This is a genomic window from Phenylobacterium kunshanense (assembly GCF_003254525.1).
GTDB lineage: Bacteria > Pseudomonadota > Alphaproteobacteria > Caulobacterales > Caulobacteraceae > Phenylobacterium > Phenylobacterium kunshanense.
Map to the genome: position 1 here is coordinate 677,522 of NZ_QFYS01000002.1, position 25,752 is coordinate 703,273.

Annotated in this window: 26 protein-coding genes and 1 tRNA gene; 16 read left to right on the forward strand and 11 right to left on the reverse strand. The window is 69.2% G+C overall.

Going from position 1 to position 25,752, the window contains the following annotated elements; all coding sequences use genetic code 11:
* Positions 1-2 precede the first annotated feature (2 nt).
* From DJ019_RS07685 to DJ019_RS07695, 3 genes are read left to right on the forward strand one after another with little or no spacing between them, the layout of a single operon-like run.
* Positions 3-1,178 carry an acetyl-CoA C-acetyltransferase gene (locus tag DJ019_RS07685; protein WP_111275380.1) on the forward strand — a complete coding sequence of 392 codons (1,176 nt, stop codon included), beginning with the start codon at positions 3-5 and terminating at the stop codon, positions 1,176-1,178.
* 45 nt (positions 1,179-1,223) lie between these two features.
* Positions 1,224-1,949 carry a beta-ketoacyl-ACP reductase gene (gene phbB / locus DJ019_RS07690; RefSeq protein ID WP_111275381.1) on the forward strand — a complete coding sequence of 242 codons (726 nt, stop codon included), beginning with the start codon at positions 1,224-1,226 and terminating at the stop codon, positions 1,947-1,949.
* A 55-nt stretch (positions 1,950-2,004) separates the two neighbouring features.
* Positions 2,005-2,769 (forward strand): DUF4908 domain-containing protein, encoded by a 765-nt coding sequence (locus tag DJ019_RS07695; RefSeq protein WP_111275382.1) that lies wholly within the window; start codon positions 2,005-2,007, stop codon positions 2,767-2,769.
* Between the two features lie 12 nt (positions 2,770-2,781).
* On the opposite strand, the gene gloB is transcribed toward DJ019_RS07695, so the two are convergent.
* Positions 2,782-3,543, reverse strand: coding sequence for a hydroxyacylglutathione hydrolase (gloB, locus tag DJ019_RS07700; RefSeq protein WP_111275383.1), 762 nt, complete (start codon positions 3,541-3,543; stop codon positions 2,782-2,784).
* Between the two features lie 71 nt (positions 3,544-3,614).
* Here gloB and DJ019_RS07705 point away from each other — a divergent pair, with 71 nt between their 5' ends.
* Genes DJ019_RS07705 through DJ019_RS07715 form a run of 3 tightly spaced genes read left to right on the forward strand, consistent with a single transcriptional unit; the run spans position 3,615 to position 5,571 of the window.
* Entirely contained in the window at positions 3,615-4,403 is a 789-nt protein-coding gene (locus DJ019_RS07705; protein ID WP_111275384.1) for a class I SAM-dependent methyltransferase, read from the forward strand.
* A gap of 48 nt (positions 4,404-4,451) precedes the next feature.
* Entirely contained in the window at positions 4,452-4,796 is a 345-nt protein-coding gene (locus tag DJ019_RS07710; RefSeq protein ID WP_111275385.1) for a P-II family nitrogen regulator, read from the forward strand.
* Between the two features lie 25 nt (positions 4,797-4,821).
* Entirely contained in the window at positions 4,822-5,571 is a 750-nt protein-coding gene (locus DJ019_RS07715; RefSeq protein WP_111275386.1) for a hypothetical protein, read from the forward strand.
* Here DJ019_RS07715 and metW read toward each other — a convergent pair.
* Together metW and metX are read right to left on the reverse strand one after the other, a co-directional pair.
* The gene (gene metW, locus DJ019_RS07720; protein WP_111275387.1) at positions 5,568-6,284 is read right to left on the reverse strand and encodes a methionine biosynthesis protein MetW; all 717 of its coding nucleotides are present in this window, start codon (positions 6,282-6,284) and stop codon (positions 5,568-5,570) included. The two genes, DJ019_RS07715 and metW, sit on opposite strands and share 4 nt — an antisense overlap.
* On the reverse strand, positions 6,281-7,438 hold the full coding sequence (metX, locus tag DJ019_RS07725; RefSeq protein ID WP_111275388.1) for a homoserine O-acetyltransferase MetX: 1,158 nt from the start codon (positions 7,436-7,438) through the stop codon (positions 6,281-6,283). Before metX ends, metW begins: the two co-directional genes overlap by 4 nt.
* Positions 7,439-7,527: 89 nt before the next feature.
* On the opposite strand from metX, the gene DJ019_RS07730 reads away from it, so the two are divergent.
* From DJ019_RS07730 to DJ019_RS07750, 5 genes are all read left to right on the forward strand, one after another.
* Positions 7,528-8,025, forward strand: coding sequence for a SixA phosphatase family protein (locus tag DJ019_RS07730; protein ID WP_111275389.1), 498 nt, complete (start codon positions 7,528-7,530; stop codon positions 8,023-8,025).
* A complete protein-coding gene (locus DJ019_RS07735) occupies positions 8,022-8,357 on the forward strand; it encodes a DUF952 domain-containing protein (protein WP_111275390.1) in 336 nt (111 codons plus the stop codon). Before DJ019_RS07730 ends, DJ019_RS07735 begins: the two co-directional genes overlap by 4 nt.
* The gene (locus DJ019_RS07740) at positions 8,357-9,400 is read left to right on the forward strand and encodes a quinone-dependent dihydroorotate dehydrogenase (RefSeq protein ID WP_111275391.1); all 1,044 of its coding nucleotides are present in this window, start codon (positions 8,357-8,359) and stop codon (positions 9,398-9,400) included. The genes DJ019_RS07735 and DJ019_RS07740 overlap by 1 nt, the downstream gene beginning before the upstream one ends.
* Before the next feature lie 62 nt (positions 9,401-9,462).
* Positions 9,463-10,953, forward strand: a complete 1,491-nt coding sequence (locus DJ019_RS07745; RefSeq protein ID WP_111275392.1) for a sensor histidine kinase — start codon at positions 9,463-9,465, stop codon at positions 10,951-10,953.
* Between the two features lie 83 nt (positions 10,954-11,036).
* The gene (locus DJ019_RS07750) at positions 11,037-13,043 is read left to right on the forward strand and encodes a hybrid sensor histidine kinase/response regulator (protein WP_111275393.1); all 2,007 of its coding nucleotides are present in this window, start codon (positions 11,037-11,039) and stop codon (positions 13,041-13,043) included.
* Between the two features lie 6 nt (positions 13,044-13,049).
* Here the strand turns inward: DJ019_RS07750 and ggt are convergent, their stop codons facing one another.
* Positions 13,050-14,801, reverse strand: a complete 1,752-nt coding sequence (gene ggt, locus DJ019_RS07755) for a gamma-glutamyltransferase (RefSeq protein WP_111275394.1) — start codon at positions 14,799-14,801, stop codon at positions 13,050-13,052.
* A 51-nt stretch (positions 14,802-14,852) separates the two neighbouring features.
* Between ggt and DJ019_RS07760 the strand changes: the two genes are divergently transcribed.
* Both DJ019_RS07760 and DJ019_RS07765 read left to right on the forward strand, forming a co-directional pair.
* Positions 14,853-15,875, forward strand: a complete 1,023-nt coding sequence (locus DJ019_RS07760) for a P1 family peptidase (RefSeq protein WP_111275395.1) — start codon at positions 14,853-14,855, stop codon at positions 15,873-15,875.
* A gap of 51 nt (positions 15,876-15,926) precedes the next feature.
* On the forward strand, positions 15,927-17,198 hold the full coding sequence (locus DJ019_RS07765; RefSeq protein WP_111275396.1) for a hypothetical protein: 1,272 nt from the start codon (positions 15,927-15,929) through the stop codon (positions 17,196-17,198).
* Between the two features lie 41 nt (positions 17,199-17,239).
* Here DJ019_RS07765 and DJ019_RS07770 read toward each other — a convergent pair whose 3' ends face one another.
* On the reverse strand, positions 17,240-18,388 hold the full coding sequence (locus DJ019_RS07770; RefSeq protein ID WP_111275397.1) for a glycosyltransferase family 2 protein: 1,149 nt from the start codon (positions 18,386-18,388) through the stop codon (positions 17,240-17,242).
* A gap of 164 nt (positions 18,389-18,552) precedes the next feature.
* Between DJ019_RS07770 and DJ019_RS07775 the strand changes: the two genes are divergently transcribed.
* A tRNA-Arg gene (locus tag DJ019_RS07775) sits at positions 18,553-18,629 on the forward strand.
* Positions 18,630-18,970: 341 nt separating this feature from the next.
* Positions 18,971-20,062, forward strand: coding sequence for a Fic family protein (locus DJ019_RS07780; protein ID WP_111275398.1), 1,092 nt, complete (start codon positions 18,971-18,973; stop codon positions 20,060-20,062).
* 18 nt (positions 20,063-20,080) lie between these two features.
* Here DJ019_RS07780 and DJ019_RS07785 read toward each other — a convergent pair whose 3' ends face one another.
* The 6 genes from DJ019_RS07785 to DJ019_RS07810 form a co-directional block, all read right to left on the reverse strand.
* On the reverse strand, positions 20,081-20,458 hold the full coding sequence (locus tag DJ019_RS07785; RefSeq protein ID WP_111275399.1) for a hypothetical protein: 378 nt from the start codon (positions 20,456-20,458) through the stop codon (positions 20,081-20,083).
* A 218-nt stretch (positions 20,459-20,676) separates the two neighbouring features.
* A complete protein-coding gene (locus tag DJ019_RS07790) occupies positions 20,677-21,921 on the reverse strand; it encodes a DUF3363 domain-containing protein (protein WP_111275400.1) in 1,245 nt (414 codons plus the stop codon).
* Between the two features lie 311 nt (positions 21,922-22,232).
* A complete protein-coding gene (locus tag DJ019_RS07795) occupies positions 22,233-23,165 on the reverse strand; it encodes a DUF2493 domain-containing protein (RefSeq protein ID WP_111275401.1) in 933 nt (310 codons plus the stop codon).
* 377 nt (positions 23,166-23,542) lie between these two features.
* The gene (locus DJ019_RS07800; protein ID WP_133255262.1) at positions 23,543-23,878 is read right to left on the reverse strand and encodes a hypothetical protein; all 336 of its coding nucleotides are present in this window, start codon (positions 23,876-23,878) and stop codon (positions 23,543-23,545) included.
* Positions 23,875-24,786, reverse strand: coding sequence for an ArdC family protein (locus DJ019_RS07805; RefSeq protein ID WP_111275403.1), 912 nt, complete (start codon positions 24,784-24,786; stop codon positions 23,875-23,877). The genes DJ019_RS07800 and DJ019_RS07805 overlap by 4 nt, the downstream gene beginning before the upstream one ends.
* 35 nt (positions 24,787-24,821) lie before the next feature.
* Entirely contained in the window at positions 24,822-25,289 is a 468-nt protein-coding gene (locus tag DJ019_RS07810; protein ID WP_111275404.1) for a GcrA family cell cycle regulator, read from the reverse strand.
* 138 nt (positions 25,290-25,427) lie between these two features.
* Here DJ019_RS07810 and DJ019_RS07815 point away from each other — a divergent pair, with 138 nt between their 5' ends.
* Positions 25,428-25,739, forward strand: coding sequence for a hypothetical protein (locus DJ019_RS07815; protein WP_111275405.1), 312 nt, complete (start codon positions 25,428-25,430; stop codon positions 25,737-25,739).
* The last annotated feature ends 13 nt before the right edge of the window (positions 25,740-25,752 follow it).

The window sequence follows — 25,752 nt, forward strand, 5'->3', positions numbered from 1 at the left end:
CCATGACCGATATCGTCATCGTCTCCGCCGTCCGCACGCCGGTGGGCTCGTTCAACGGCGCGCTGTCCAGTCTGCCGGCGCATGAGCTCGGCAGGGTGGCGATCCAGGCCGCGGTCGAGCGGGCGGGCATCGCGGCGAGCGATGTCGAGGAGGTGATCCTTGGCCAGGTCCTGCAGGCCGGCGCGGGCCAGGGCCCCGCCCGGCAGGCGGCCGTCAACGCCGGCATCCCGGTGGAAAGCCCCGCCTGGAGCCTGAACCAGCTCTGCGGGTCCGGCCTGCGCGCCGTCGCCCTGGCCGCACAGCAGATCCAGGACGGCTCGGCGAAGATCGTCATCGCCGGCGGCCAGGAGAGCATGAGCCAGTCACCCCACGCCCAGCAGCTCCGCGGCGGCCAGAAGATGGGCGACCTCGCTCTGGTGGACACCATGATCAAGGACGGCCTCTGGGACGCGTTCCACGGCTATCACATGGGCCAGACCGCCGAGAACATCGCCGCCCGCTGGCAGATCACCCGCGAGGACCAGGACAAGTTCGCGGTCGTCTCCCAGAACCGCGCCGAGACGGCCCAGAAGGCGGGCAAGTTCAAGGACGAGATCGCCCCCGTCACCGTGAAGGGCCGCAAGGGCGACACGGTGGTCGAGCAGGACGAATACATCCGCCACGGCGCCACGATCGAGGCGATGGCGGGTCTGCGCCCGGCGTTCGCGAAGGACGGCTCGGTCACCGCGGCCAACGCCTCTGGCCTCAACGACGGCGCCGCGGCGCTGGTGCTGATGAGCGCCGACGAGGCGCAGAAGCGTGGCCTGAAGCCGCTGGCCCGCATCGCCTCCTGGGCTCATGCCGGCGTCGAGCCCGAGATCATGGGCACCGGCCCGATCCCCGCCAGCCGCAAGGCGCTGGAGAGGGCGGGCTGGAAGGTCTCGGACCTGGACCTGGTGGAATCGAACGAGGCGTTCGCCGCGCAATCGCTGTGCGTGGTGCGCGAACTGGGGCTGGATCCCGAGAAGGTGAACGTCAACGGCGGCGCCATCGCCATCGGCCATCCGATCGGCGCCTCGGGCGCCCGGATCCTGACCACCCTTGTGCACGAGATGAAGCGCTCGGACGCAACCAAGGGTTTGGCCACGCTTTGCGTCGGCGGCGGTATGGGTGTCGCAATGTGCGTGGAAAAGATCTGAAGCGCCCGGCCAACGGGCGTCGTGGTTCATAGGGAGACGTAAGGCATGGCCAGGGTGGCGCTGGTCACGGGTGGAACCCGTGGCATCGGACGGGCGATCGTCGAGCGGCTGAAGGCCGACGGGATGCAGGTGGCGGCCGGGTACTCCGGCAACGACGAGGCCGCCGCCAATTGCGCCAAGGAGCTCGGCATCATGGTGGTGAAGGGCAACGTCGGGAACTTCATGGACTGCAAGCACGCCGCCGAACAGGTGGAGAAGGCGCTGGGCCCGATCGACGTCCTGGTGAACAACGCCGGCATCACCCGCGACGGCGTGTTCCACAAGATGACCTCGGACCAGTGGAGCGAGGTCATCCGGGTGAACATGGACAGCCTGTTCAACATGACCCGTCAGGTGATCGAAGGCATGCGCGACCGGGGCTGGGGCCGGGTGGTCAACATCAGCTCGATCAACGGCCAGAAGGGCCAGATGGGCCAGACCAACTACTCGGCCGCCAAGGCCGGGATGATCGGCTTCACCAAGGCCCTCGCGCTGGAGAACGCCCGCAAGGGCGTGACCGTGAACTGCATCGCGCCGGGCTACATCGACACCGACATGGTGGCCGCGGTGCCTGAGAAGGTGCTCGAGGGGATCATCGCCCAGATCCCGGTGGGCCGGCTCGGCAAGGGCGAGGAGATCGCCGACATGGTGGCCTTCCTGGCGGGCGAGCGGGCCGGCTACGTGACCGGCGCGACACTTTCGCTTAACGGCGGCCAGTACATGGTCGGGTGAAGACCTTCCCAGGGTCGAAAAAACGCCCCGATCGCGCGGCATCTGACTCCATGGAATGACGGGCAAGCTGACGGCGTCGAAGAGAGCAGCGTGTGCGGCGCTGTTGGCCGTCGTGGCCATGGGCGCCGCGGCGCCTTCGCACGCCGGGCCTGCCGACCGGTTGCGCGACAGCCTGTTCCGCAAGCCCGGCGACAAGGTAGCCGGCCCGCCGGTCGCCCGCTTCGTTTCCGAGGAGGGGCGGGTCTTCATCCTGGACCGCACCCAGCCGATCCCGATGCTCAAGTTCGAGGACAGTCCCGAGGTCTGGGCCCTGGCGCCCAGTCCGGCCCCGCGGGGCGACGTGATCTATCGCGATGAACTGGGCGAGCCGGTCCTGCGCGCGACGCGACTCGGCGGGCTGACCCTCTTCACCAACAGCCGGCCAAATGGAGAGGCGGTGTCGCTGGCGGGCGGCGGCGCGCCGCTGAGACTGACGCCGATCAGTCCGCAGGCGCTGGGCGAGCGGCTGCTGCAGGCCAGTTATCGGACCGGGCGGGTCGCCCGCCGGACGATCGTGTTCGAGGCGCGGAACGTGACGCCCGCCGGATCGGCGCTGATCGGCGACGCCGCCCTGGTGACCAGCGTGGCGTTCGCCCAGATGGCCGAGCGCCGGGACGGGCGGACGGCCCTGAGCCAGTTCAGCACCGTCCGGTTCGAGGAAGGCAAGACGCCGTCCGTAAGCCTGAACGACAGGGTGCTCAGGATCGTAGTCGCCCCGGCCTATGGCCTCGCCGGCCGGCCGTCGTCGAAACGGATCATCAGGATCGCCACCGAACGCTGACCGCGCGGGCGGTCAGCCCTTGAAGCCGTCCTTGGCCGCCCGCACGGCCGCGAACGCCAGGTGGTCCGGCTGGCCCGCGGCGCCGACCTTGCCCGCCAGCTGGGGCGCGCGGAGGAACGGATTGGTGGCCTTCTCTGCGCCGATGGTCGTCGGCACCGTCCATTCGCCCCGCTCGCGCGCCGCGAACACCGCCTCGGTGCGGCTCTTGAGGGCGGGGCTGTCGTCGACTGACAGAGCGAAGCGGGCGTTAGAAGCCGTATATTCGTGCGCGCAATAGACGGTGGTGTCGTCGGGCAGAGCCGCCAAGCGCTGCAGGCTTTCCCACATCTGTTCCGGCGTGCCTTCGAACATGCGCCCGCAGCCCAGGGCGAACAGGGTGTCGCCCACGAAAGCGGTGCGGCTGGCCGGGTCGTAGTAGGCGATGTGCTCGAGGGTGTGGCCGCCACTGGCCAGGACCTGGAACGTGGTCTCGCCCAGCGCCACGGTGTCACCGCCCGCGACCTCGCGGTCGAGCGGCGCGATCCGGGTGACCTCCTTGGGGCCCACGATCGTGCAGCCCGTGGCCGCCTTGATCTCTTCGTTGCCGCCGGCGTGGTCGGGGTGCCAGTGGGTGTTGAGAATGAGGTCCAGCCCCCAACCCAGCGACTTAAGCTCGGCGAGGACCGCGGCGGCGTCCGGCGTGTCGATGCAGGCGGTCTTTCCCGTGGCCTCGTCGCGGATGAGGAAGCCATAGTTGTCCGACAGACAGGCGAACTGGTGGACGGTCAGCGGCATGGCGATCTCCCGGACGGCTGCCGGACGATTTAGGCTGGCGAACCGCCCACGTCGAGCTTAGCCAAGCAACGATGCGCCGTGATGTGCTCGAACTTCGTCAGTTCTACGCCTCCGACCTTGGACGGGCGGCGCGGACCATGGTCGAGCGCAAGCTGCTGGAGGCGTGGGGCGACGCGCATGGACAGGACATCCTGGCGCTGGGCTACGCTACCCCGTTCGTCGGCAACCTGCGCGACCGCGCCCGGCGTGTGGTGGCCGGCATGCCCGCTCAGCAGGGGGTCGAAGTCTGGCCCACGCCCGAGGGAAATCTCGCGACCTTGACGCCCGAGGACAGTCTGCCGTTCCAGAACGCATTGTTCGACCGGGTTCTCGTCGTGCACGGGCTCGAGGAGAGTCCGGACCCGGTGGGCTATCTGCGCGAGGTCTGGCGGGTGCTGTCGCCATCGGGCAAGGCGATCATCGCCGTAGCGTCGCGCGACGGACTTTGGGCCGGCAGCGAGAGCACGCCCTTCGGCCACGGTCGCCCCTACAGCCGCAGCCAGCTCGCCGAACTCCTGCGCGAAGCCGACCTTGAGCCATCCGGCTGGACGCGAGCCCTCTACGTGCCGCCCATCGGCTGGATGGCCCGCTGGGCCGAGGGCTTCGAGCAGGCGGGATCGCGGCTCTGGCCGCGCTTCGCGGGCCTGTTGCTTATGGAGGCCGTGAAGCAGACCTTCGCCGTGAAGCCTCAGGGAACGCGGGCGCGGCGCCGGGTGGTGCGGCCCGTCCTGCTGCCGGCTCCCAGCCCGGCGCCTGTTTCGCAGGCTCCCGTCGGCGAGGGCTTGCGACGGCGCTTGGCGCCGCCGCGGCGAAGGTCTTAGCTGTCGCCCTATGTTGGACCCGCGTCACGAATCGGAGGCCTCGCCCGCATGAAACTGATCATCGCGGTCATCAAGCCCAGCCGGCTGGACGCCGTGCTGGATGCGGTCACCGAGGCCGGAGCCTCCGGCCTGACCGTCACCGAGGTGCGTGGCTATGGGCGCCAGCGCGGCAAGACCGAGGTCTATCGCGGCGCCGAATATGAGGTGAAGCTCCTGCCGAAGGTGAAGCTGGAGATCGCCGTGCCGACCGATATCGCCGACAAGGTGGTCGAGGCGATCCAGGCGACGGCCAACACCAACAAGATCGGCGACGGCAAGGTCTTCGTCCTCGACCTGGAGCGGGCTCTGCGCATCCGCACGGGCGAGCAGGACGCCGCGGCCATCGCCGGCTGAGACGCCTCACGTAGGGAGTGTGGCGATGCGTGGCCTCGGCGCTGGCCTGATCGCCGCCCTCCTGTCCGCCGGTCCGGCCGCGGCAGCGGATCTCACACCCGCGCAGGCGGCGGAAGCCGTGAAGCGCCACGTCTGTTTCAGCACGACCTGGTGGGGCGATCCCTATGTCCGCCTCGGCCAGCCGGTGACCGTCGACGTGCGGGCCGACGGTCATGTGGCCTACCTCTGGAGCGAGGACATGCGCGCGGTGCCGCGCGTGAAACGCTGGGCTGACAGCTATGTGGTGGTGCAGCGCCAGGGCGGCCCGGTGGTCACCCAGCGCTCGGGATACAATGTCGACCTGCTGCGGGGCGAGCCGGCCTACGAGCGGGAGCGGCGACGGGTCTATGCGCCCGGCGGTCAGCGGCTCGCAGTCAACCTGCCGACGACCTGCGAACCGCGGTTCCAGCCGGACAGCCCGCTGAAGGCCGAGATGCGCGCTGTGCTGATGGCCAGCCTGACCAACGCCGTCCGGACCTGGGGTCGGCGGCCCGCCGGCGGCCAGGTGCGCATGATCATCGCCGACTTCGACGTCGACTATCCCGAGGCGTTCGCTCTGCGCCAGGACACCGGCGAGGTGCTGCGTATCGCGCTGCTGTCCGCCGATGCCATGAGCTACACGGGCGGCAGGGCCCGACAATACGTGGTCACGCCCGCAGCCAAGGGGCCGGTCGCCGCCAAGCTCCGACGCCTCATCCTGCGCCACGGACAGACGCGGGTGATCTCGGTGCGTTAGGCCTTACGCGTGCCGCGCCGCTTCGGCACGGGCGCCTCCGGCTTCGGAAGTTCGACCTCACCGAACAGGTTCTGCTGCGGCATGGCGGCGGGGGGCGCTGGCTCGGCCTTCCGGCTGAGGAGAAAGAGCGCGGTCTCGGCGCGCCAGTTCTCGATCGGCGCTCGTGGGTCGATCTCGCGGGCGGGGCGTCCGTCGGAGAGGGCGGCGCATCCGTCGATGCGCAGGCCGAGCTGGTCGCACAGGTCCACGAAGTCGCGCAGGGTGCAGAGGTGGATGTTCGGCGTCGACCACCACGGCTCGGGCAGGGCGCCCGTCTCGGGCATCCGCCCCTGCGAGAGCAGGGCCCAGCGGACCCTCCAATGGCCGAAGTTCGGCACCGACACCACCGCCTGGTCGGCGATCCGCAGCAGCTCGTTCAGCACATGGCGCGGCTCGCGCATCTGCTGCAGGGTCTTGGACAGGATCGCGTAGTCGAAAGCCCGGGTCGGAAAGTGGTCCAGGTCGCGATCGCCATCGCCCTGCACGACGGACAGGCCGCGGGCCACGCAGGCGGCGACGTTCTCGGGACCGAGCTCGAGACCCTGGCCGTCCACCTGCTTCTCGCGGGTCAGCAGCTCCAGCAGTTCGCCTTCGCCGCAGCCGACGTCCAGCACGCGGGCGCTCGGCCGCACGAGCTTCAGGATCTCGGCGAAGTCCTCGCGGATGCGGGTCACGCGAGGCCCCGCGCCTGCGCCTGCGCGCCGAGGAACCCGCGCAGGGTCTGATCCAGCAGCGGCTCGTCGAGGAAGAAGGCGTCGTGGCCCTTGTCGGTGGCGATCTCTGCGAAGCTGGTCCGGCAGCCTGCCCCGTTCAGCGCCCGCACGATGTCGCGGCTCTCGGCGGTGGGATAGAGCCAGTCGGACGAGAACGAGAGCACGCAGAACCGCACGTGCCGCGCCTTCATGAACGCCTCGGCCAGCACGCCGCCGTGTCTGGCCGCGAGGTCGAAGTAGTCGAGCGCCCGGGTGATGTAGAGGTAGCTGTTGGCGTCGAACCGGTCGACGAAGCTGGCGCCCTGGTGGCGCAGGTAGCTCTCGACCTGGAAGTCGGCGTCGAAACCCCACGACAGGCCATCGCGCTGGAGCTCGCGTCCGAACTTCCGCTGCAGCGCGGCCTCGGAGAGATATGTGATGTGCGCGGCCATGCGGGCGACGGCCAGGCCCTTCTCGGGCCGGACGCCGGCGGTGAGATAGGCGCCGCTCATCCAATTGGGGTCGGCCATGATCGCCTGGCGCCCCACCTCGTGGAAGGCGATGTTCTGGGCCGAGTGGCGGGCGGCGGCGGCGATGATCACCGCGCTGAACAGCTTCTCGGGATAGTCGGCCGCCCACTGCTGCACCTGCATGCCGCCCATGCTGCCGCCGATGGCCGCGAACAGCGTCTCGATACCCATGGCCTCGATCAGCATCGCCTGGGCGCGGACCATGTCGGCGATGGTGATCACGGGGAACTTCAGGCCGTAGGGCTCCCCCGTCGCAGGATCGATGGATGCTGGCCCGGTCGAGCCCATGCAGCCGCCGATCACGTTCGAGCAGATGATGAAGTGGCGGTCCGGATCCAGGGGCTTGCCGGGCCCCACGAACCTGTCCCACCAGCCGGGCTTGCCGGTGACGGGGTGAGTGGAAGCCAGGTGCTGGTCGCCGGTCAGGGCGTGGCAGACGAGAATGGCGTTCGTACGTTCGTCGTTCAGCCGGCCATAGGTCTTGTAGGCGATCTCGAGCGGGGCGAGCGTCGCGCCCGAATCGAGGCGCAACGGTCTGTTCGCCGGGAACCGCCAGGTCCCGCCGCCAGTCTCGCTTTCGGCCTGGATGGGGGCCTGCGCCGTCATGGTCGCGTTGGACCGTCTCGTCTGGCAGGTGTCAATGGCTTGCAGCCGCCGGCCTGTCGGCTATGAACCCCTGGGCTTAGGGAGCGTCCATGGATCGGCTGATCCTCATCCGGCACGGCAAGGCCGAGGCGGATTCCGCCAGCGGCGACGATATCGACCGGCGGCTGGCGCCGCGCGGGCTGCGCGAAACCGCCGATATGGCCGCGCATCTGGCCGACATGGGCTTCTCACCCGACGTGGCCCTGGTCTCCACCTCGGTGCGGACGCGGGAGACCTGGGAGGCGGCCAAGTCCGCTTTCCCGGGCGCTGAAGCGCGCTTCGAGCCGTTCCTCTACCTCGCCAGTTCGGGCACGATCCGGGCTGCCGCCGAGGAGGCCGGACGGAACTGCCGCTCCGTCATGGTCGTCGGGCACAATCCCGGCCTGCAGGAACTGGTCGTTCAGCTCCTTCAAGAGGGCGGCGCGCCAGCGACCCTGATCGCGCAGGCGCAACGCAACTTTCCGCCGGCGGCCTCGGCGGTCTTCCTCTTCGACGGGAACGGCCGCCCCCACTACGATGGCCTGTTCATCCCGGGACGGCACCATTGAGGATCTACAAGATCCTGCCGCGCGCCGAATGGTCCGCCGCCCAGGCCGCGGGCCGCTTCGACGGCTCGGCGATCGACCACCAGGACGGCTACATCCATTTCTCCACCGCCGCCCAGGCCGCCGAGACGGCGCGACGCTACTTTGCCGGCCTCCCCGACCTCGTGGTGCTGGAGGTCGAGGGCGATGACCTGGGCGAGGCGCTGAGGTGGGAGCCGTCGCGCGGCGGTGATCTCTTCCCGCATCTCTACGCCCCGCTCGACGTGGCGCATGTGCGCGCCGTGCACGAGGCCCCGCTTGGCGCCGATGGTGCGCCCCGCCTGGAGTGGGCCTGATGGACCTGCACGGCCTCGCCACCCTGGCCTTGCGCGGCCTCGATCCCGAGGACGCCCATGGGATCGCCATCAAGGCCCTGAAGATGGGCCTCGGCCCGCTCGCGCCGCCCGACGACCCGATCCTGGCGACCGACCTCGCGGGCCTGAAGCTGCCAAATCCGGTCGGCCTCGCGCCTGGCTTCGACAAGAACGCCGAGGTGTTCGGGCCCATGCTGCGGGCCGGTTGCGGCTTCGTCGAATGCGGGACGGTCACGCCGCTGCCCCAGGTCGGCAACCCGCGTCCGCGCCTGTTCCGCCTGTGGCAGGACCGGGCGGTGATCAACCGCATGGGCTTCAACAACGAGGGTCTTGAGGCCTTCGCCGCGCGACTGGCCGCGCACCGGGGACATGGCGTCGTGGGCGCGAACCTCGGCGCCAACAAGGATTCCGACGACCGGCTCGCGGACTACACGGCCGGGCTGCGCCGGCTCTGGGGCATGGCCTCGTATTTCACGATCAACATCTCCTCGCCAAATACGCCCGGGCTGAGGGCGCTGCAGACACAGGCGGCCCTGGACGAGCTGCTGGGACGGCTCGTCGCGACGGCCGATTCGCTGCCCCAGGGCGTTGCGGTCCCGATGTTCCTGAAGGTCGCGCCCGATCTGGAGGACGGCGAGGCGGAGGCGATCTGCGACACGGTCGCCAAGCATGGTCTGGCGGGTGTGATCGTCTCCAACACCACGGTCACCCGACCGCCGCTCAGGTCGCGCCATCGCGACGAGGCCGGAGGCCTTTCGGGCGCGCCGCTCTTCGACCTGTCGACGCAGATGCTGCGGCGGTTCCACCAGGCCGCGGCCGGTCGTTTCCTGCTTATCGGCGCCGGCGGAATCGCCTCGGGCGCCGACGCCTACGCCAAGCTGCGGGCGGGCGCCTCGGCGGTGCAGCTCTATTCCGCGCTGGCCTACGACGGCCCGGGCCTGATCGTCCGGATCAAGCGCGAACTTGCCCAGCGATTGCGCGCCGATGGCTTCCGCTCCGTGGCGGAGGCGGTCGGAGCAGGATAGCCTAAGCCTTTCAGTCGCCTCGCGTTGCCGGGGCCGCCTGCGTGCACTAATCCGGGAGGACGATGGCGGACGCACCGACCGAAGCTCCCGAGCGGAACCGGCGCCGCCTCTTCTGGCCCGGTGGCCTCTCTGCGCGCCTGCTGGTGCTGACCGTGGTGTTCGCGGCCCTCGGCGGCGCGATGACGATTCCCCCCGCCATGGCGGCCTACGAGCGCCAGTGGCTGCTGGATCGGGTGCGCGCTGCGGAACTTGCCTCGCTCGCGCCGGAGGTGGCGCCCGACCGGGTCGTCTCGGAACAGCTCAAGGCCCAGCTTCTCGAGGGCGCTGGCGTCGAGATCGTGGCCGTGTCGATCGATGGCGTGCGGTCGCTTGTATTCGCCGCCAACCGACCGGCGCGCGCGCCCTATGTGGTCGACCTGCGGCCTCAGCGCGCTGGCCTGGCCCTCTTTGCGCCTTTCCAGACCCTGCTTGGCGACGGGGGCCGCGTGCGGGTGGTGGCCGAGCCGCGGTTCCGCAAGGAGGCGGACTTCATCGAGTTCGTGGCCAACGACACCGAGCTGAAGCGCGCGCTGGCGGGCTATCTCTGGCGGCTGGTGGCCATCGTGGCGGGGGTGGCGGCCCTCGCCGGCGTGATCGTCTATTTCGCGCTGAACCTGTTCCTGGTGCGCCCCATGCAGCGGATCACCTTCTCGATGGAGCGGTTCCGGGCGGATCCGGAGGACCCCGACGCGCAGATCCAGCTCTCGGGCCGCCGCGACGAGATCGGACGGGCCGAGGCCGAGCTCGACCGGATGCAGGCCGATCTGCGCGCCGCGCTCCAGTCCCGCGCGCGCCTCGCGGCCCTGGGCGAGGCGGTCGCCAAGATCAATCACGACCTCAAGAACATGCTCACCAGCGCCCAGCTCGCCTCGGAGCGGCTGGCCGCCTCGCGGGACCCGACGGTCAGCCAGGCCCTCCCGCGCCTGGAGCGCGCGCTGGACCGGGCGGTGAAGCTGGCCGCCGACGTGCTGGTCTACGGCAAGACCGAGGAAGCCGCGCCCGAGAAGCAGCCCGTCCGCCTGGCGGCCGCGCTCAAGGAGGCCGCCGCCGAGGCGCGCCTGCCGGACTCCGGGGTGAGGCTGGTGTCCAAGGTCGCGGCCGGCGATCAGGTGCTGGCCGACCCGGACCAACTCCACCGGATCCTGGCCAACCTGCTGCGCAACGCTCGTCAGGCCATTGAACACCAGGAAGGACGGACCACGCCTGGCCGCGTGGAAGTCTCGCTGGAGACGGCTGGCGGGGCCAGCCTGATCCGGGTCTCCGACAATGGTCCCGGAGTATCCGAGCGGCTGCGCGAGCGGCTCTTCCAGCCCTTCGCCGGCTCCGGACGGCCCGACTCCTCTGGGCTGGGCCTGGCCATCGCGCGCGAGCTGGCCCAGGGGCATGGCGGCGACCTGACTCTCTCCGTGACCGGCCCGGACGGCACGGTGTTCGAGCTGCGCCTTCCGGGGGCCCCCAAGCCCCGCGCCCGCCGCGCCGCCACGGCAGACGACACGCCGCCTGCGACATCCTGACGCCTCAGGATGGGCAGAGGGGCCCCTGGCACAAAGCGTTAATGCGCAGCTTGCTAGCGCCAGCAGAGCTTCGCGGGATTTGAATGCCAGACGTACAGGTGACGCTTGCCCAGATCGGGCCGACGGCGCGGCGGGTGGCCGCCATCGGCCATGCTCTGTTCGGCGGCCTCTATGCGGACGTGGTCTGGCGCGAGTCCGACAGGCATTCCCGCCTCGTACCCTTCGACGGCGACGGGAACGCCCGCCTTCCCAGCCGCCGGGTGATCGATACCGGTGAGCCGATCTGGATCGAGGATTTCGACGACAATCCCCTCGTGCGGGAATTCGGCCTGATCCGGGGGCGGCCGGAAGTGCGGTGCTTCCTCGCCGTGCCGATCACCAGCGGTGACCTCGTCCTCGGTGCGTTGGGCGCCATCGGCGATGCGCCGCGGGCGAGGGACGAGGCGATGCTGGCGCGGTTCGAAGACCTCGCGACCCTCATCGGCGAGGCGTTCGAGGCGGAATCGACCAACCGCAAGCTCCAGCGCGCGACGGCGGAGCTTCAGGGCGCGCTGGCCGAAAGCAAGCGGTCGGAGAAGCGCCTGGAGGTCGCCACGCGACTGGCGGGCCTGCGGGTCTGGGAGCTGAACAACGACCTGCAGCAGGCGTTCGAGAACGGCTCCACCATGCAGCTTGGCGATGACTATGCCGAAAAGATCGACGCCATATGGGAGTTCCTCCACCCGGACGACCGCGCCGGCGCCCGCGCGATGTGGCAGGCGCATCTGGATCACGGTCTCCCCTTCCACCGCGTACATCGCCGGATGGGTCCCAACGGATTTCAGTGGATCGAGGCGGCGGTCGAGGCGGTGCGTGACGCCGACGGGCGCGTCTGCGGAGCCGTCGGCGCGGCCCGGGACATCGAGGAAGAGAAGCGGCGCGAGGCCGAGCTGATCGAGGCGCGCAACGCGGCCGAAGCGGCCAACGCGTCAAAGAGCGCGTTCCTGGCCACGATCAGCCACGAGATCCGCACGCCCCTGAACGGCATCCTCGGCATGGCCCAGGCGATGCACCGCGACGAGCTACCCGACGTCCAGCGCGAGCGGCTGGACGTCATCCGACAATCCGGAGAGACCCTTCTCGCCGTGGTCAACGATGTGCTCGACCTGTCGAAGATCGGCGCCGGGAAGCTGGAGCTCGAGGACGTCGAGTTCGACCTGGCGGCGGCGATCACCAGCGCCCACGCCACCTTTGCCCCGGTGGCCGCCGAAAAGGGACTAGCGTTCGACCTGGAGGTCGGGGCCTGCGCGCGTGGCGTCTACCGCGGCGATCCCGTCCGTGTCCGGCAGATCCTCTACAACCTGATCTCCAACGCCTTGAAGTTCACCGAGGCCGGCGAGGTGCGTGTCCGGCTGAGCCGTTCGGACGCCGTGCTGACGCTGGAGGTCAGCGACACCGGCGTCGGCATTCCCATCGAGCGTCAGAAGGCGCTGTTCCAGCCCTTCGTTCAGGCTGACGCCTCGACGACGCGCCGCTACGGGGGCAGCGGGCTCGGGCTGTCGATCTGCCGCGAGCTGGCGATGCTCATGGACGGGATCATAACTGTGACCAGCGCGCCCGGAATGGGTTCGACCTTCACCGTGCGCCTGCCGCTGCCATTCGTTCGCCAGGAAGCGGGCGGGGTCGAGGCGGCGCAGCCGGAGCACAGCGCTGAGGACGGGCTGGGCGCGCTGCGCGTGCTGGCGGCCGAGGACAACCCGGTCAACCAGATGGTCCTGCGGACCCTCCTGGAGCAGGTCGGCGTGAAGTTGAAGATCGTCGAGAACGGCCGAGAGGCCGTCGACGCCTGGGCCGGCGGCGAATGGGATCTTATCCTGATGGACGCCCAGATGCCCGAAATGGACGGCGTCGAAGCCGCCAGCGCAATTCGGGCCGCCGAGGCCGCCCAGGGACGCCAGCGCACGCCGATCATCGCCCTGACGGCCAACGCCATGGCCCATCAGGTGGATGCCTATCGGGACTGCGGCATGGACGCGACGGTGCCCAAGCCGGTGGAGGTCGCGCGCCTGTTCGCCGCCATGCGGGACGTCCTGGACACCGACGCGGCCTGAGCAGGCTCAGGGCGCCCGCGCCACGCCCTCCCGGCGCGGATCCGCGCCGCCGCGCAGGCCTTGTGGTGTCACCTCCACCCCGTGCAGGCCGCTGCCCTCCGCCCCGAACCCGGCGGTCAGCTTCACGCCCTTGGCTTCCAGACCGGCCCTGAGCTCGGGCGAGAACTTGTCGACCTCGGCCGCATAGAAGCTGCTGCCGGCGATCAGGTTGGGCAGGGCGATGGCGTCCTGCACCGGCATCTTCCAGTCGAGCATCCCGACCAGGGCCTTGAGGTTGTAGGCGAGGATCGAAGGTCCGCCTGGCGAGCCGACGGCGGCCACGAAGCGCTTGTTTCGGTCCAGTACGATGGCGGGCGCCATGGAGGAGCGCGGCCGCTTGCCAGGGCCGACCGCATTGGCCGCCGGCGCGCCATCGCGATCCGTCGGCGAGAACGAGAAGTCGGTGAGCTGGTTGTTCAGGAAGAAGCCGTGAACCATCCGGCCTGAGCCGAAGATGCTTTCCACGGTGGTGGTCATCGAGGCCACGTTCCCCCAACGGTCGACCACGACGAAGTGGGTGGTGCCGGAGACCTCGCTGGTCCGATCCGCGCCGTGGTTCGGCGCGCCCTTGGGCATCCCGAAGGTGACGCTGGCGGCGGCCATGGGCCCGATCAGCTTGGCCCGCTGGTCGAGGTAGGACCGGTCGAGGAGGCCATCGACCGGCACCTTCACGAAGTCAGGGTCGGCGATGTAGCGGTCGCGGTCGGCATACATGAGCCGGCTGGCCTGGCTGAACAGGTACCAGCCCTCGGCGGTGTTGGGATGGTTGGCGACGTCCGTCCGTTCCAGCAGGCCGAGCCCTTCCAGCACCGCGGGGCCGCCCGACGGGGCGCCTGGGGTGCAGACGATATAGACGCGATAGGGGCGGCAGAGGGCGGGCCCCGACTGGGGTCGATAGGCCTTGAGGTCCTCCAGCGTCATCGCACCCGGGTTATCGCCCTCGCGGACCCGGTTCACGATGGCCTGAGCGATCTCGCCCTCCAGGATCGCCTTGGGGCCCTCGGCGGCGATCTTGCGAACCGTCGCCGCATAGGCCGGGTTCTTCACGAGGTCGCCGGGCTGGATCTTCGTGCCGTCGGGCTTGGTGAAGTAGGCGATGGCGTCCGGAGCGGACGCCTGGGGCGAGCGGCTGGAGGCGGCGGCGGCCATGCGGTTTGGCGCCGGGAAGCCCTGATCCGCCAGGCGTTCCGCTTCGCCGAACAGGTCCTTCCAGGCCAGCTTGCCGTGGTCCTTCTGGGCCAGGTGCAGCATCGCCACGGCGCCGGGCACGCCGGTCGAGCGACCGCTTAGGACGGCGGCCGTTCGGCTGAGGGGCTTGCCGTCGTCGCCGAAGAAGAGCTGCGGCGTGGCCGCCATCGGAGCGGTCTCGCGGCCATTGTAGGCCGTCACCGCCTTGGTCCTGGCGTCGTAGTAGGTGAGGAACGCGCCGCCGCCGAGGCCTGAACTCTGCGGCTCGACCAGTCCCAGCACCGCCTGCACGGCCACCGCGGCGTCCACCGCCGTGCCGCCCGCCCGCAGGACCTTCAGGCCGGCTTCCACCGCCAACGGGTTGGCCGCCGACACCATGCCCTGACTCTGGGGGGGCGCCTGCGGCGGCGGCGAAGAGCTGGCCGCATGCGGCGTGGCGCACGCCGAAGCGAGGGCGGCTGAGGCAAGGGCGACGAGCGTGGACTTCAGCTTCACGGGACCGGCGGCTCCAACTGGGATCGGCTTGACCATAGCGGCCGGTCCGCGTGGACAACAAACGCCGGGTCGTGCGAGGTCCCACCTATGGGCGCAAATCGACCAGGTCCAGGGCGGCGAAACCTGATCACGGACGTTCCCGGCCTGAAAGTCGGGCAGGCCGAGGATATGGCCGTGCGCACCGGGGTCACGGTGATCCTGCCGGACGAGCGCGCGGTTTGCGCCTGTGACGTCCGTGGCGGAGCTCCGGGCACCCGCGAAACCGACGCCCTGGCGCCCGAGAACCTGGTCGACGCCGTGGACGCCGTCGTCCTGTCAGGAGGCTCGGTCTACGGCCTGGCCGCCGCCGACGGCGTGGTGAGCTGGCTGGGCGCACGCGGCCGGGGGTTCGGTTTGGTGGACGGCATTCCGAAGTCGCCGGTCGTTCCGGCCGCTATCCTGTTCGACGTCGCCAACGGCGGAGACAAGGTCTGGGGCGAGACCCCGCCGTACCGCGAGCTCGGGCGGCGGGCGATCGAGGCGGCCGGCCTGGACGTGATGCTCGGATCCGCAGGCGCTGGATGCGGCGCGATGGCCGGGGGCCTGAAGGGGGGCACGGGCTCCGCGTCGGTAGTCAGCGAGGACGGCTACACCGTGGGGGCCATCGTCGCCGTGAACAGCTGGGGTTCGGTGGTCGCGCCGGGCGGGCGCACATTCTGGGCGGCCCCGTTCGAGCTCGATGGGGAGTTCGGGGGGCTGGGCGCGGCGGGCCTCGTGGCCGGGCCGGACCAGTGGGGCTCCGCGAAGCGTCCGGCCGAGACGCGCAACACCACGATCGCCTGCGTCGCCACCGACGCGGCGCTGACACCGGCGCAGGCCAAGCGCCTGGCGGTGATGGCGCAGGACGGCTTCGCTCGCGCAATCCGGCCAGTGCATGCGCCCTTCGACGGCGACGTGGTCTTCGCACTGTCCACGGGCGCCAGGCCGCTCGCTGAACCCAGCGCCTACACCCTGGCGCGGCTGGGCGCGCTGGCGGCCGACACCCTGGCGCGTGCGGTCGCCCGCGGAGTCTTTGAAGCCAAGCCGTGGCCGGGCGCGTATGTCCCCTGCTGGCGGGACCTTTCGGCCTGACGGGCCGGCTGGTAGTTTCGCGTCACAAGGTTAGTTCAGGAGAGATTTCCCATGGGTCTGGGACGCAAGCTCGCGCTCGTCGCGGGCGCCGCCGCATTGGCGAACGCCGCCGTCGCGCAACCCGCCGGGCAGAAGGTGACGGGGCCGATCGCCGTCTATTGGATGAGCGCCCAGACGCAGACCGGCTTCGGCATGCCCTCCATGGGCGCGGGCGGCGGCGGTCCGGACGCCGGCGCCATGATGCGCATGATGATGGGCGGCGGTGACGGGGCTTCCAAGACCCTGAAGCTCGATCTCGGCTCCAGCCAGACCAACCCGGCTCCGGCGGCCGATCACCTGCCGCCCGCGGGGCTGAACGCCGGCCCCCGCCTGCCGCTGCTGACGCCCAAGCCGACCCAGTCGACACGCGAGGAACGCCACGACTACGTGCCTGAGGAATACCAGAAGCCCAAGGGCAAGATGCTCATCTTCTGGGGCTGCGGCGAGCGTGCGCGTCCGGGTCAGCCCTATGTGATCGACTTCGCCAAGATGGCCGAGGGCCGCCAGAACCCGGCCAACCTGTTCCGCGGCATCGACTATCGGCCGATGCAGCCGCCCTCCGTGACGCGCAATCGCACCTATGGGGAATGGCCGAACGAGAAGACCCGCGACCTCGTGCCGTCGAACGGTTCGCTGGTGGGCGCCCATACGATCAAGGGGAACTACAGCCCCGAGATCAACTTCACGCTTGAGGAAGACCAGGATTTCCTGGCGCCCCTGAACCTGACGACCAACAGCAAGGCGCCGGGCGGCTGGGTGAACCTCGGCTGGAACCTCGTGCCCAACGCCCAGGCCTATTACGCCACCGCCATGGGCGGCGACGGCGACACCGTGGTGATGTGGTCTTCGTCCGAGGTGCAGGCTTCGGCCTTCACGAACCCCGACTTCCTCAGCCAGTCCGACATCAACCGCCTGGTGGCCAACAAGACCCTGATGGGCCCCGGCCAGAAGACCTGCGCGGTGCCCAAGGAGGTCGTGGACGCCGCCCCGTCGGCGATCGCCCAGCTCGTGGCCTATGGCGGCGAGGCGAACTTCGTCTATCCGCCGCGCCCGCAGGATCCGAAGGTGACGTGGAACCAGCAGTGGACGGTAAAGGTCCGCTACCGGTCCGCGACCGGCGGGCTGTTGGGCCAGGAGATGCCCGGCATGGGCGGTGGCCGCGGCCGCGCGCCGCGAACCGGTCAGGCGCCCGCTCAACAGCCGCAGCAGCCGGCCAAGCCGCCGAGCGCGGCGGACATCCTGCGCAAGGGCATCCTCGGCGGCGCCCTGCCGTTCCCGCGCTGATCCTGGCGTGATCGCGGGCGCGCACTGCGCGTCCGCGATTCTCAGATCCGCGGCTTCGTCTCGGTCCACACGCGGCGGAAGTCGAACGCGTCGATCGCGGACGTGAACGCCTGCGAAGCTTCGTGATCCACGCCGGCCAGTAGCCGGCTTGAGAACTGCGGCTCACCGCCAGGTGAACCGGTGGGCGGCTCGAGGTATCTCTCCGCGTAGTACGCGGCCGTGGGGTCGGCTCCATCGGCGCGCAGCAGCTGGAGCAGGAACTCGCTCACGGCCGCTTCGCCCTCGACCTTCGCGGGCAGAAACCCCTTGGCGCGCAGATGCTTGGCGATGCGCCGACGGCTGATCTCGGGACTCAGGGCCGACAGGTGGAACTGGAAGAATTTCCCGAACGAGCCCTCGGTCATGCGCGAGACCACGCGGCCGACGTGCAGGTTGTGTCCCACGTAGGCGGCCTCGAACAGGGCGTCAGTGCGCACGATCGACTTGCCCGCCACCGTCCCTGACCAAAGCGACTCCGCGTCCAGGGCGAAGGCGATCGGCCGGTCCCAGTCGATGCGGCCCCCAGACATCTCGGGCGCGGCGGCGTTGGAGATCCAGGTGGGCGCATGCACGGCCTCGCCGCCCGTGCGCAGCACCGGTACGACGTGATGAGGCGAGATCGTCTTGCCGTCATAGCCGAACAGGAATTCGTCGGCGTCCATGACGGTGACGAACTTCGCGTTCCTCGCGAGCCAGTAATAGAGGGGCTTGTTGCGCCCGACGGCGTGCAGGAGGTCGTAGTAGTCGGGGTACCGCAGCACCAGCATGTCGTGCTGGTATCGATCGAGGATCGCCCAGTGGGCCGGATCGACGGACCCGCAGTCCACGACCACGAGGTTCTCAAGGCCGACCATGGCGGCGTGGTAGGTGATCCAGCGCTCCAGGAGGTCCGGCTCGTCCTTCACCTTGAGGACGATCTTCAGCGTGGTGTCGCGGCCCGGCGCGTAGGCCAGCCCTGCGGCCCGTCCGTGCTCGACCCAATCGAGATAGGCCTCGTCCAGGCTGGCGAACGAGCGGCCGCGGCTCTCCTCGTAGACGTCGCGTGAGAAGCGCGGCGTTCGGTACGGGATATTGCGGCCGAGGAGCTCGTACCTGCGGTCGTGGGGGTGATCGAGCAGATAGAAAAAGGTGTCGTTCGGCAGAGAAGACATCCGGCCCCCGCAATAGCCCCTGCCTAACCGCCGCAGCCGGGATGGCAAGGGGCACGGCCCGCCCCTCGGCCTGCGGCGGATGCGGCGATCGCGCCGCAAATGTGGAATTGGAGTTGAAACCCGCGCCGCACGACGCTAGAGAGCACGCCCCGTTAGGGACCTGCGCGCCCGTAGCTCAGCTGGATAGAGCATCAGACTACGAATCTGAGGGTCGGACGTTCGAATCGTTCCGGGCGCGCCATTTTCTCCAAGAAAACCAGTAACTTAATAATCTTCCCCTTGCCCGGGTCGGCCTTGTTTCATCTCTGGGGTCACACTGGGGTCACAAGATTTGATGTCTCTCCACGAGAGTTCGATCATATGCACCGCGGTTCACGGTGCCCACAGCCGGTGACGTCTCCCGGCGCGCCCGGTCCATATGCATAGGTTTTGGGGAGACTTCCGACGCATGCCGGCGACGTGCATAGGAAGGGGCGATTTTCTTTATGCATCCGCTCAGCATGTGCGGACCGTGTGCTAGGTCTATACACGTCGGCAAATCATGTATAGAAAATGGCCGATTCCTATACATGTGAGCTTCATATGGGTTTGGTCGCTAGCCACGTCCCACCGGTGCTGCCGCTTTCGGTCGACTTGGAAACGAAGCGTGTTCTGAAGAAACTCGCGAGCGCGCACCGCGCCTTGGCCGAGTTGAAGGGCGCCGCAGGCCTGGTCCCCAATGAAGCGATCCTGATCAACACGCTTTCGCTGCAGGAGGCGAAGGACAGCTCCGCGATCGAGAACATCGTCACCACCCATGACGATCTCTACCGAAGCGATGACGTTGCAAACCGATTTGCGAGCGTCGCCGCCAAGGAGGTCTACGCCTACGCCCGCGCCTTGCGCGAGGGCTTCCAGAAGATCCGCGAAACGGGGCTGATCACAATCAACGACATCCTCGCGATGCAGGCGACCCTGGAGCAGAATCAGGCGGGCTTTCGCCGCCTCCCCGGGACCGCGCTCAAGAACGACAAGACGGGCGAAGTCGTCTTCACGCCGCCTCAGAGCTACGAGGAAATCGCATCGCTGATGGCGAACCTGGAGGCGTTTCTGAACGGTGGGCTCGATGTCGATCTCGATCCCCTGGTGAAGATGGCGGTGATCCATCACCAGTTCGAAACGATCCATCCCTTCTACGATGGGAACGGCCGGACCGGCCGCATCCTCAACATCCTCTATCTGGTGAAGGAGGGGCTCCTCGGCACGCCCGTCCTCTACCTCTCTCGCTACATCAACCAGAACAAGGCCGACTACTATCGGCTCCTTCAGGCGGTTCGGACGGACGGCGTCTGGGAAGAGTGGTTGATCTACATGCTCGACGGCGTCGAGCAGACGGCCGGGCAAACCACTCGGCTCGTCCACCGCATCCGGGATCTCATGCTCGATCACAAGGTGCGGATGCGCCGCGAACTGCCCCGGATCTACAGCCAGGACCTGCTGAACAACATGTTCAGCCACCCCTACAGCAAGATCGCCTTCGTGGAGCGCGACCTCGGGGTCAGCCGCATCACCGCGACGCGATATCTCGACGAACTCACCCGCATTGGGCTGATGCGGAAGCACAAGCTCGGCCGGGAGAGCTACTACATGAACCGAGCCCTGCTCGACCTGCTCGGCAATGTCCAAGCCGTCTAAGGGTCGGCAAGCGTGGGCTCAGTCGTCACGTCGCGCCCGGGCTCGCCGTCGGCGGATCGCACGCATCAAATCCGGATGAAGCTTGGGACGATCCCATCGAGCGGCGCCGCCTATCCGGCCGAATTCCTCGGGGTAGCGGAAGTAGGTGAAGACCCTGTCGACGACGTCGACCATCAGCACCTTCATCTCCGCGTCGGAGATGCGCGAGAGGCGAGCCCAAGGAATCTCCCCATATGGCGTGACCACCTTCACGTCGCTAAAGTCGCCAGCCTGCGATGACGGGAAGGTCCCGGCATGGAGGTTCTCGAGTTCGGAGTTCCGCACGCAGGTCTCGACCAGCACCTTGGCGAGCACCTCAAGGTCGCGCAGTCCTGCCGCGCTTAGACGAGAACGCATCGCTGCCTCTTCTTCCCTTGGACAATCGCGCAGCAGCATGGCGCGTTCGCGCACGCCTGCTAGGCTTCGCAGATGTGCCACCTCTACGGCATAATCGACCCGCGTTGGCGCCAGATGGCAGATCACGCAGAGGTTCGCGACCATCCCAAACAGGGCGATTGACGCGTTTTTTGCGTCGTCGCCCGCTGCTGATCGTGACGTCGCGGCGGACGTGTGTCTCACCCGCGACTGAGATCGCTTCCGCGACCGAGGCTGTCGATCTGCGCACCCTTTGGCGTGGGGCTCAGCTCAACTTGCCGACCGACGGCCGCTGCAGTCTGACCAAGCTTCAGTCGCGCGAAGTGTTCGACGTCGTCTGCGCTGCGGACGATCAACCATCTCGACGCACCGAGCTCGTCGTGCTGTCCCGCCTTCACGACCTGGCCCTTGAGAGGCGCATCGCCCATTTCGCGCAGTTCACGACCAGACTGGAGGCGCCGCAGATGCAGCGTACGGATGACGTCACGCCGTAGCTGCAGCGTCCGAAGCTTGTTTTCCAACGACGGGTCGATCCGGTAGCGGCGCCCATGCCTGACGACAAGCCCGAGGGTTTCCAGGTGACGCAGCCGGCCGCGGCTGAGGGCGGCCCAGGCACCCGTCACGCCCACTCCGTCATCGACCTCCAGATTGGCGTCAGCAGCCTGCAGCAGCCGCCGGTCGAACCCCGTGAATCGGTCGGCTTGGGTCTCCCGCCAGATCCGCCGTTCCGCATCGGCTCGTGAGAGATCGCCGAGCCGCTCTTGGGCGACCTCCTGTGCTCGCATGCGGAAACCGACCGAGATGTAGTGGCGCGGAATGACAAGGTCCTTGCCGTTCGGCTTTCGACCTCTCACCAGGACGTGGGCATGCGGCTGGTCGGTGTCGTAGTGGCAGGTCGCGACCCATTGGAGGCCGGGCTGTCCGAGGTCGCCAGCCACACGGGTCATGACATCGCGCGTGTAGTTGCGAAGATCGGCCAATCGGTCCCCGTGCTCCGGCGAGATGATGAAACGGAAGTGGTGTCGGTCCGCCTCCCATCCCACCGTCGCGGTTGTGGGATCCGCCGCATCGGATCGGGCGTCGAAGAAGTCGGGACGGGCTCCTTCCAGACCCGCACCGGAGCGGCCGAGGTAGGCTATGTGCGCCGCGAGCGCTGCCCCGCGCGCGACGCCACGGCCCATGTGCCGTGACACTAGGGCCTTCACGATCACCCGCTGGCGGACGTCCAGCCGGAAGGCTCGGCCCGAACGCTTCTGGGCGGATCGAAGCACGCCGGCGCGATCACCGTAGGCGAAGAGTCGGGACGCCGACAGACGCTGCATCATGCCGAGACGGACGCCGCCGCTGTCCCGTTTCAGCGTGTAGGGAAGCCGTACGATGCGATCCACATCCTCAGGGCTTCCGGCGATGTTCAAACGGGCGCCGACGGCCTCACGGACTGACATTTTAGGTGTCCTGACAGATAGGGGTGTCATTCCGCGGGCCTGCGTCGTCGCAACTTACCAAGGCGCTCTAGCCGACGGCCAACTGTCCGAAATGATGAAGCAAAAGCGAGGCGAACACACCTCTTTTATCTTGCCCTAAGCCTCAAAATTCATGGTCAAGCTCAGTGAAATCAAACGTCAGAAAACGTGAGCAAATTAGGCAGATTCGAGACCTTCCAGAGATCTAATCCGAGTCGGACACGGCGCGCGGCCGAAACAAGAAACCCGCCCGGCCGGAGCCGAGCGGGTGGAGGTGGGTCTGGATCAGACGATCAGGCCGTCCTGGCCCGGATCGCCATGTGCCGGAGCCCGCGGGCTCCGGCCTGCTGCGCCAGGTTGACCGCCGGCCCGAACGGATGCGACTGGGCCCGTCGGCCTTCGTCGAGCGACTGCGCCAGCGTCAGGCAGCAGGCGGGCTCCAGCGCGAGCAGGTCGTCATTGGCGCGGAACGGCGCCGCCTTCTGGAACCGATCGAAGTCGGCGCGGGCGAGCACCAGCGTCACCTTCTTCTGCTGCGCCCAGCGGATGGCGACCTTCTCCGCGCCCTTGGCTCCGGTAGTGGCGAGCACCATGTCCGGCCATTGGCTCTGAGCCCAGTTCAGCGCATCGAAGATCCGCTGTGCATCCTCGGCGGTGTCTGCCATCGGGGCCGCGCGGAAGGCCACCACGGGACCGGTGATTTCCGCCTCGCCGGACTTGCGCCGCTCAAGCGCGCGGATCGCCGTCTTGGCCTCCAGCTGGGCCGCAGTGAGGAACGTGCCGCGCCGGCTGCCGCGCCACGCGGTCCAGACCTCGCCGGTCATGGTCGTGTAGGCCTCGGACGCTGCGTCCCGGACCAGCTCGGCCGCCGCCTGCGCCACGTCCAACGATCGCGTCGCCCGGGTGGCTTCCTGCAGCTCGGTGTCGGCCACCTCCGACCCGTCGAAGTCACGCTCGAGCCAGCGCATGCGGTCGCGACCGCGCTCGGCCTCCCGCTCGATCCGTCCGGCCACCGAATGGAAGGCGCCGATCAGGCCTTCGCAGAGGATCGCCTGGACGTCCTCCAGGGCGGTGCCGCCGACGAGGTCGACGAGCTCGGTCATGATGGCGTGGCCCAGCTGGACGAGGGCCTCTTCCGTCGGATGCGGACGGGGATCTTCCAGGGCCGCGGCCTGGACGTCGAAAGCGGTGTCGGAAGAGGAGAAGGCGTGAAGGGAGAAGGTCATCGGACGACTCCGTGATGAGGGAAACGCCGGTGCGCCCACGCGCAACGACCTCCGCCCTGGCCACGTCGGGGTCCCTGGGGGTCACCGGAGCGGAGCGCCTCTCGCGAAGCGGAGGGGAACGGCCGGAGGCCGTTGACGCCCGGGGTGACGTGACAGGGTGAGAGGTCGTTGTGTGGGGGTGCTGCGCCCGCCCGCAGAGGCGGGCGCGCCGTCCGGCGCGCGTCGCGCCGGGTGCTGAGCTTCAGCCGCCCCGCCATTTCTCAGAGGCGCCACGGTCCGCGTGCGGGATCGGCACCCGAATGGGCGGAGACCCGGAACGGGGCTCCGGGAGCCGCAGGTGAGAAGAGCCCGGCCCGGCCTTGGCGGGGGCACGCCCCTCAGCTCAGCTGCGCCTCGATCTCACGTGCGCGCCTCAGGATCGCTTGCTGATCGGCGTCCTGGCCCAGCTCTTCGGCTGCAGCGGCGACGCAGGTCATCCAGCGCTCCAGCAACAACGCCTGCTCGGGTCTGATCCGATCGGCGTAGGCCTGCAGGATCACGCCGGCGAACCCTGCGACCGCCGCCTCGCCATCATCGACGACGCGGCGCAGCCGATCCAGGACGGCCTGCAGCTCGGGGTTCTCGGCCATGGAATGCGCGAGGACGAAGGCCGCGCCGCAGGATGCGGCGCGGCCTTTCAATGTGATCGCCAGTCGGCAGAGGGCAAGCCTCATCCGCCCTCGTCCGCCCCCGCGGCGGGCTGCAGGCCGTGCAGGAAGTCGCAGGCCTTCTGCGCGTGGGCGGCGGCCGAGAAGATCAGCCGCTTGTCGTTCTTCAGCACCGCCAGCCAGTCGGCGATGTAGTCGGCGTGGTCGCGGCGAGGTCGCAGGTCCAGGCCGAGGTCCGCGCAGAGGAAAGCCGCGCCGAGTTCGGCGACGAGCTCCTCGCACGCATAGCCGGCGTCGCCCCAGCGCTTGCGCCCGAAGTCCCGCGCGAGCCGCGTCGGATGGCGGGTCCAGTGGACGCACTCGTGGCCCAGGGTGGCGTAGAAGTCGACGATGTCGGGGAAGCTCGAGTCCGCCGGCATCTGGATGTGGTCCCGGCCGGGCGCATAGTAGGCCTCGTCGCCTCCGTAGCGGATGCACGCGCCGGTCGCCTCGAAGAAGCGATGGGCGTGCGCGATGCGCCGCTCCGGCGCCACGGGCGCCGCGGGCTTTGGCCGGTACTCCGGCGGCAGGCCGTCGATCTGCTCCACGTTGAAGACCGTGTAGGCCTTCAGGAACGGGACCGACCGCTCCACCTCGCCGCCGTCGGAGCGCCGTTCGGTGCGGCGGATGCGATTGGCGTAGACCACGGTCGCGCCGTGTTCGCCCCGGCGGACCTGGCCGCCCAGCGCCAGCGCCTGGCGGAAGGTCATCCACGTCGCGGCCGAGAAGCCGCGCGCCAGGGCCTCGGACCAGAGCAGCAGGACATTGACGCCGCTGTAGGGTTGGCCGCAGGCGCGCAGCGGCCGGCACACCTGGCCGCCGGCGGCGGGCGAGGTCCATGGCTTGGTCCAGGGCCGGACGCCCGCCTCCAGGTCGGCGACGATGGCCTGGGTGACGCGCGCGTAGAGGTCGGGTCGCGTGCAATCGCGAGGCATGGCGGCCTCCTTCGAATGACGGTGGGGGAATGGGCTCAGCGGAGCCCGGCGAGCCGCAGCAGGTGGTCGGGGGCGGTGGGCCGATAGGCGATCGCCCCATGCGGCGCGCAGTAGGCGCCGCGGACGGCCGCGCGGCCGCACAGGGCGAAGCTGTCGGCCCTGGGGTCCCCGATCGGCCAGCGGCACATGTGCGGCCCGATCGAGGCGACGTCGGACGTCCCCGCCAGCGGGACAGGCTCGACCACGACCGGCCAGGGCTTCGCAACCGGCATGCGGCGCGATCTGGCGGCGGGACGCTCGGCCTTCGGCGCGCGTGGGCGGCGGGTTCCCGGCCGCGCGGGCGTGGCCCGCCCGCTGAGGCCCAGGCGGTGGACCTTGCCGATGACGGCGTTGCGGGTGACGCCGCCCAGTTCGCGGGCGATGGCCGAGGCGCTGCGCCCGTCCCGCCAGAGTTGGGTCAGAATCTCGATGCGGTCGTCGGTCCATGAGGTGCTGCGCGGCATGGCGATGCTCCTTCGACGAGCCCGTTCGGCTCGCCCGCCACCCGCCCTTCCTTCGCCTCCCGCCCCTTGCGCCAATTCAGCGCTTGGCCGCCTGCCGCCGTGGCGCGCCCGCGGCGCGGACGCTAGGCTGGGGCCTCCATGGACTTCATCGACATTCCCGGCGCCTCGGGCGCCCAGTACCGTTACCGCCGCGCCAGCCTCGAGGAGCTGCCGGTCACCGCCGGAAATCTCGTCGCCGTGGTGGGCGCGCCGCCGCGGCGCCGCTTCCTGCTCTGTGCGGCCGCCCGCAGCCTTCACCGGGCGCGGCCGGAGGTGGAGGCCGTGCTGCGCGAGAACCGCGGCGCCCGCCTGTTCGTGCGGCTCAACGTGGCCCGCGCCGCCCGCGAGGCCGAACACGCCGACATCGTCGCCGCCGTCGCCCCCGACGCCGATCTGCCGGACCTCGGCTGAACCCCAGGGGGAC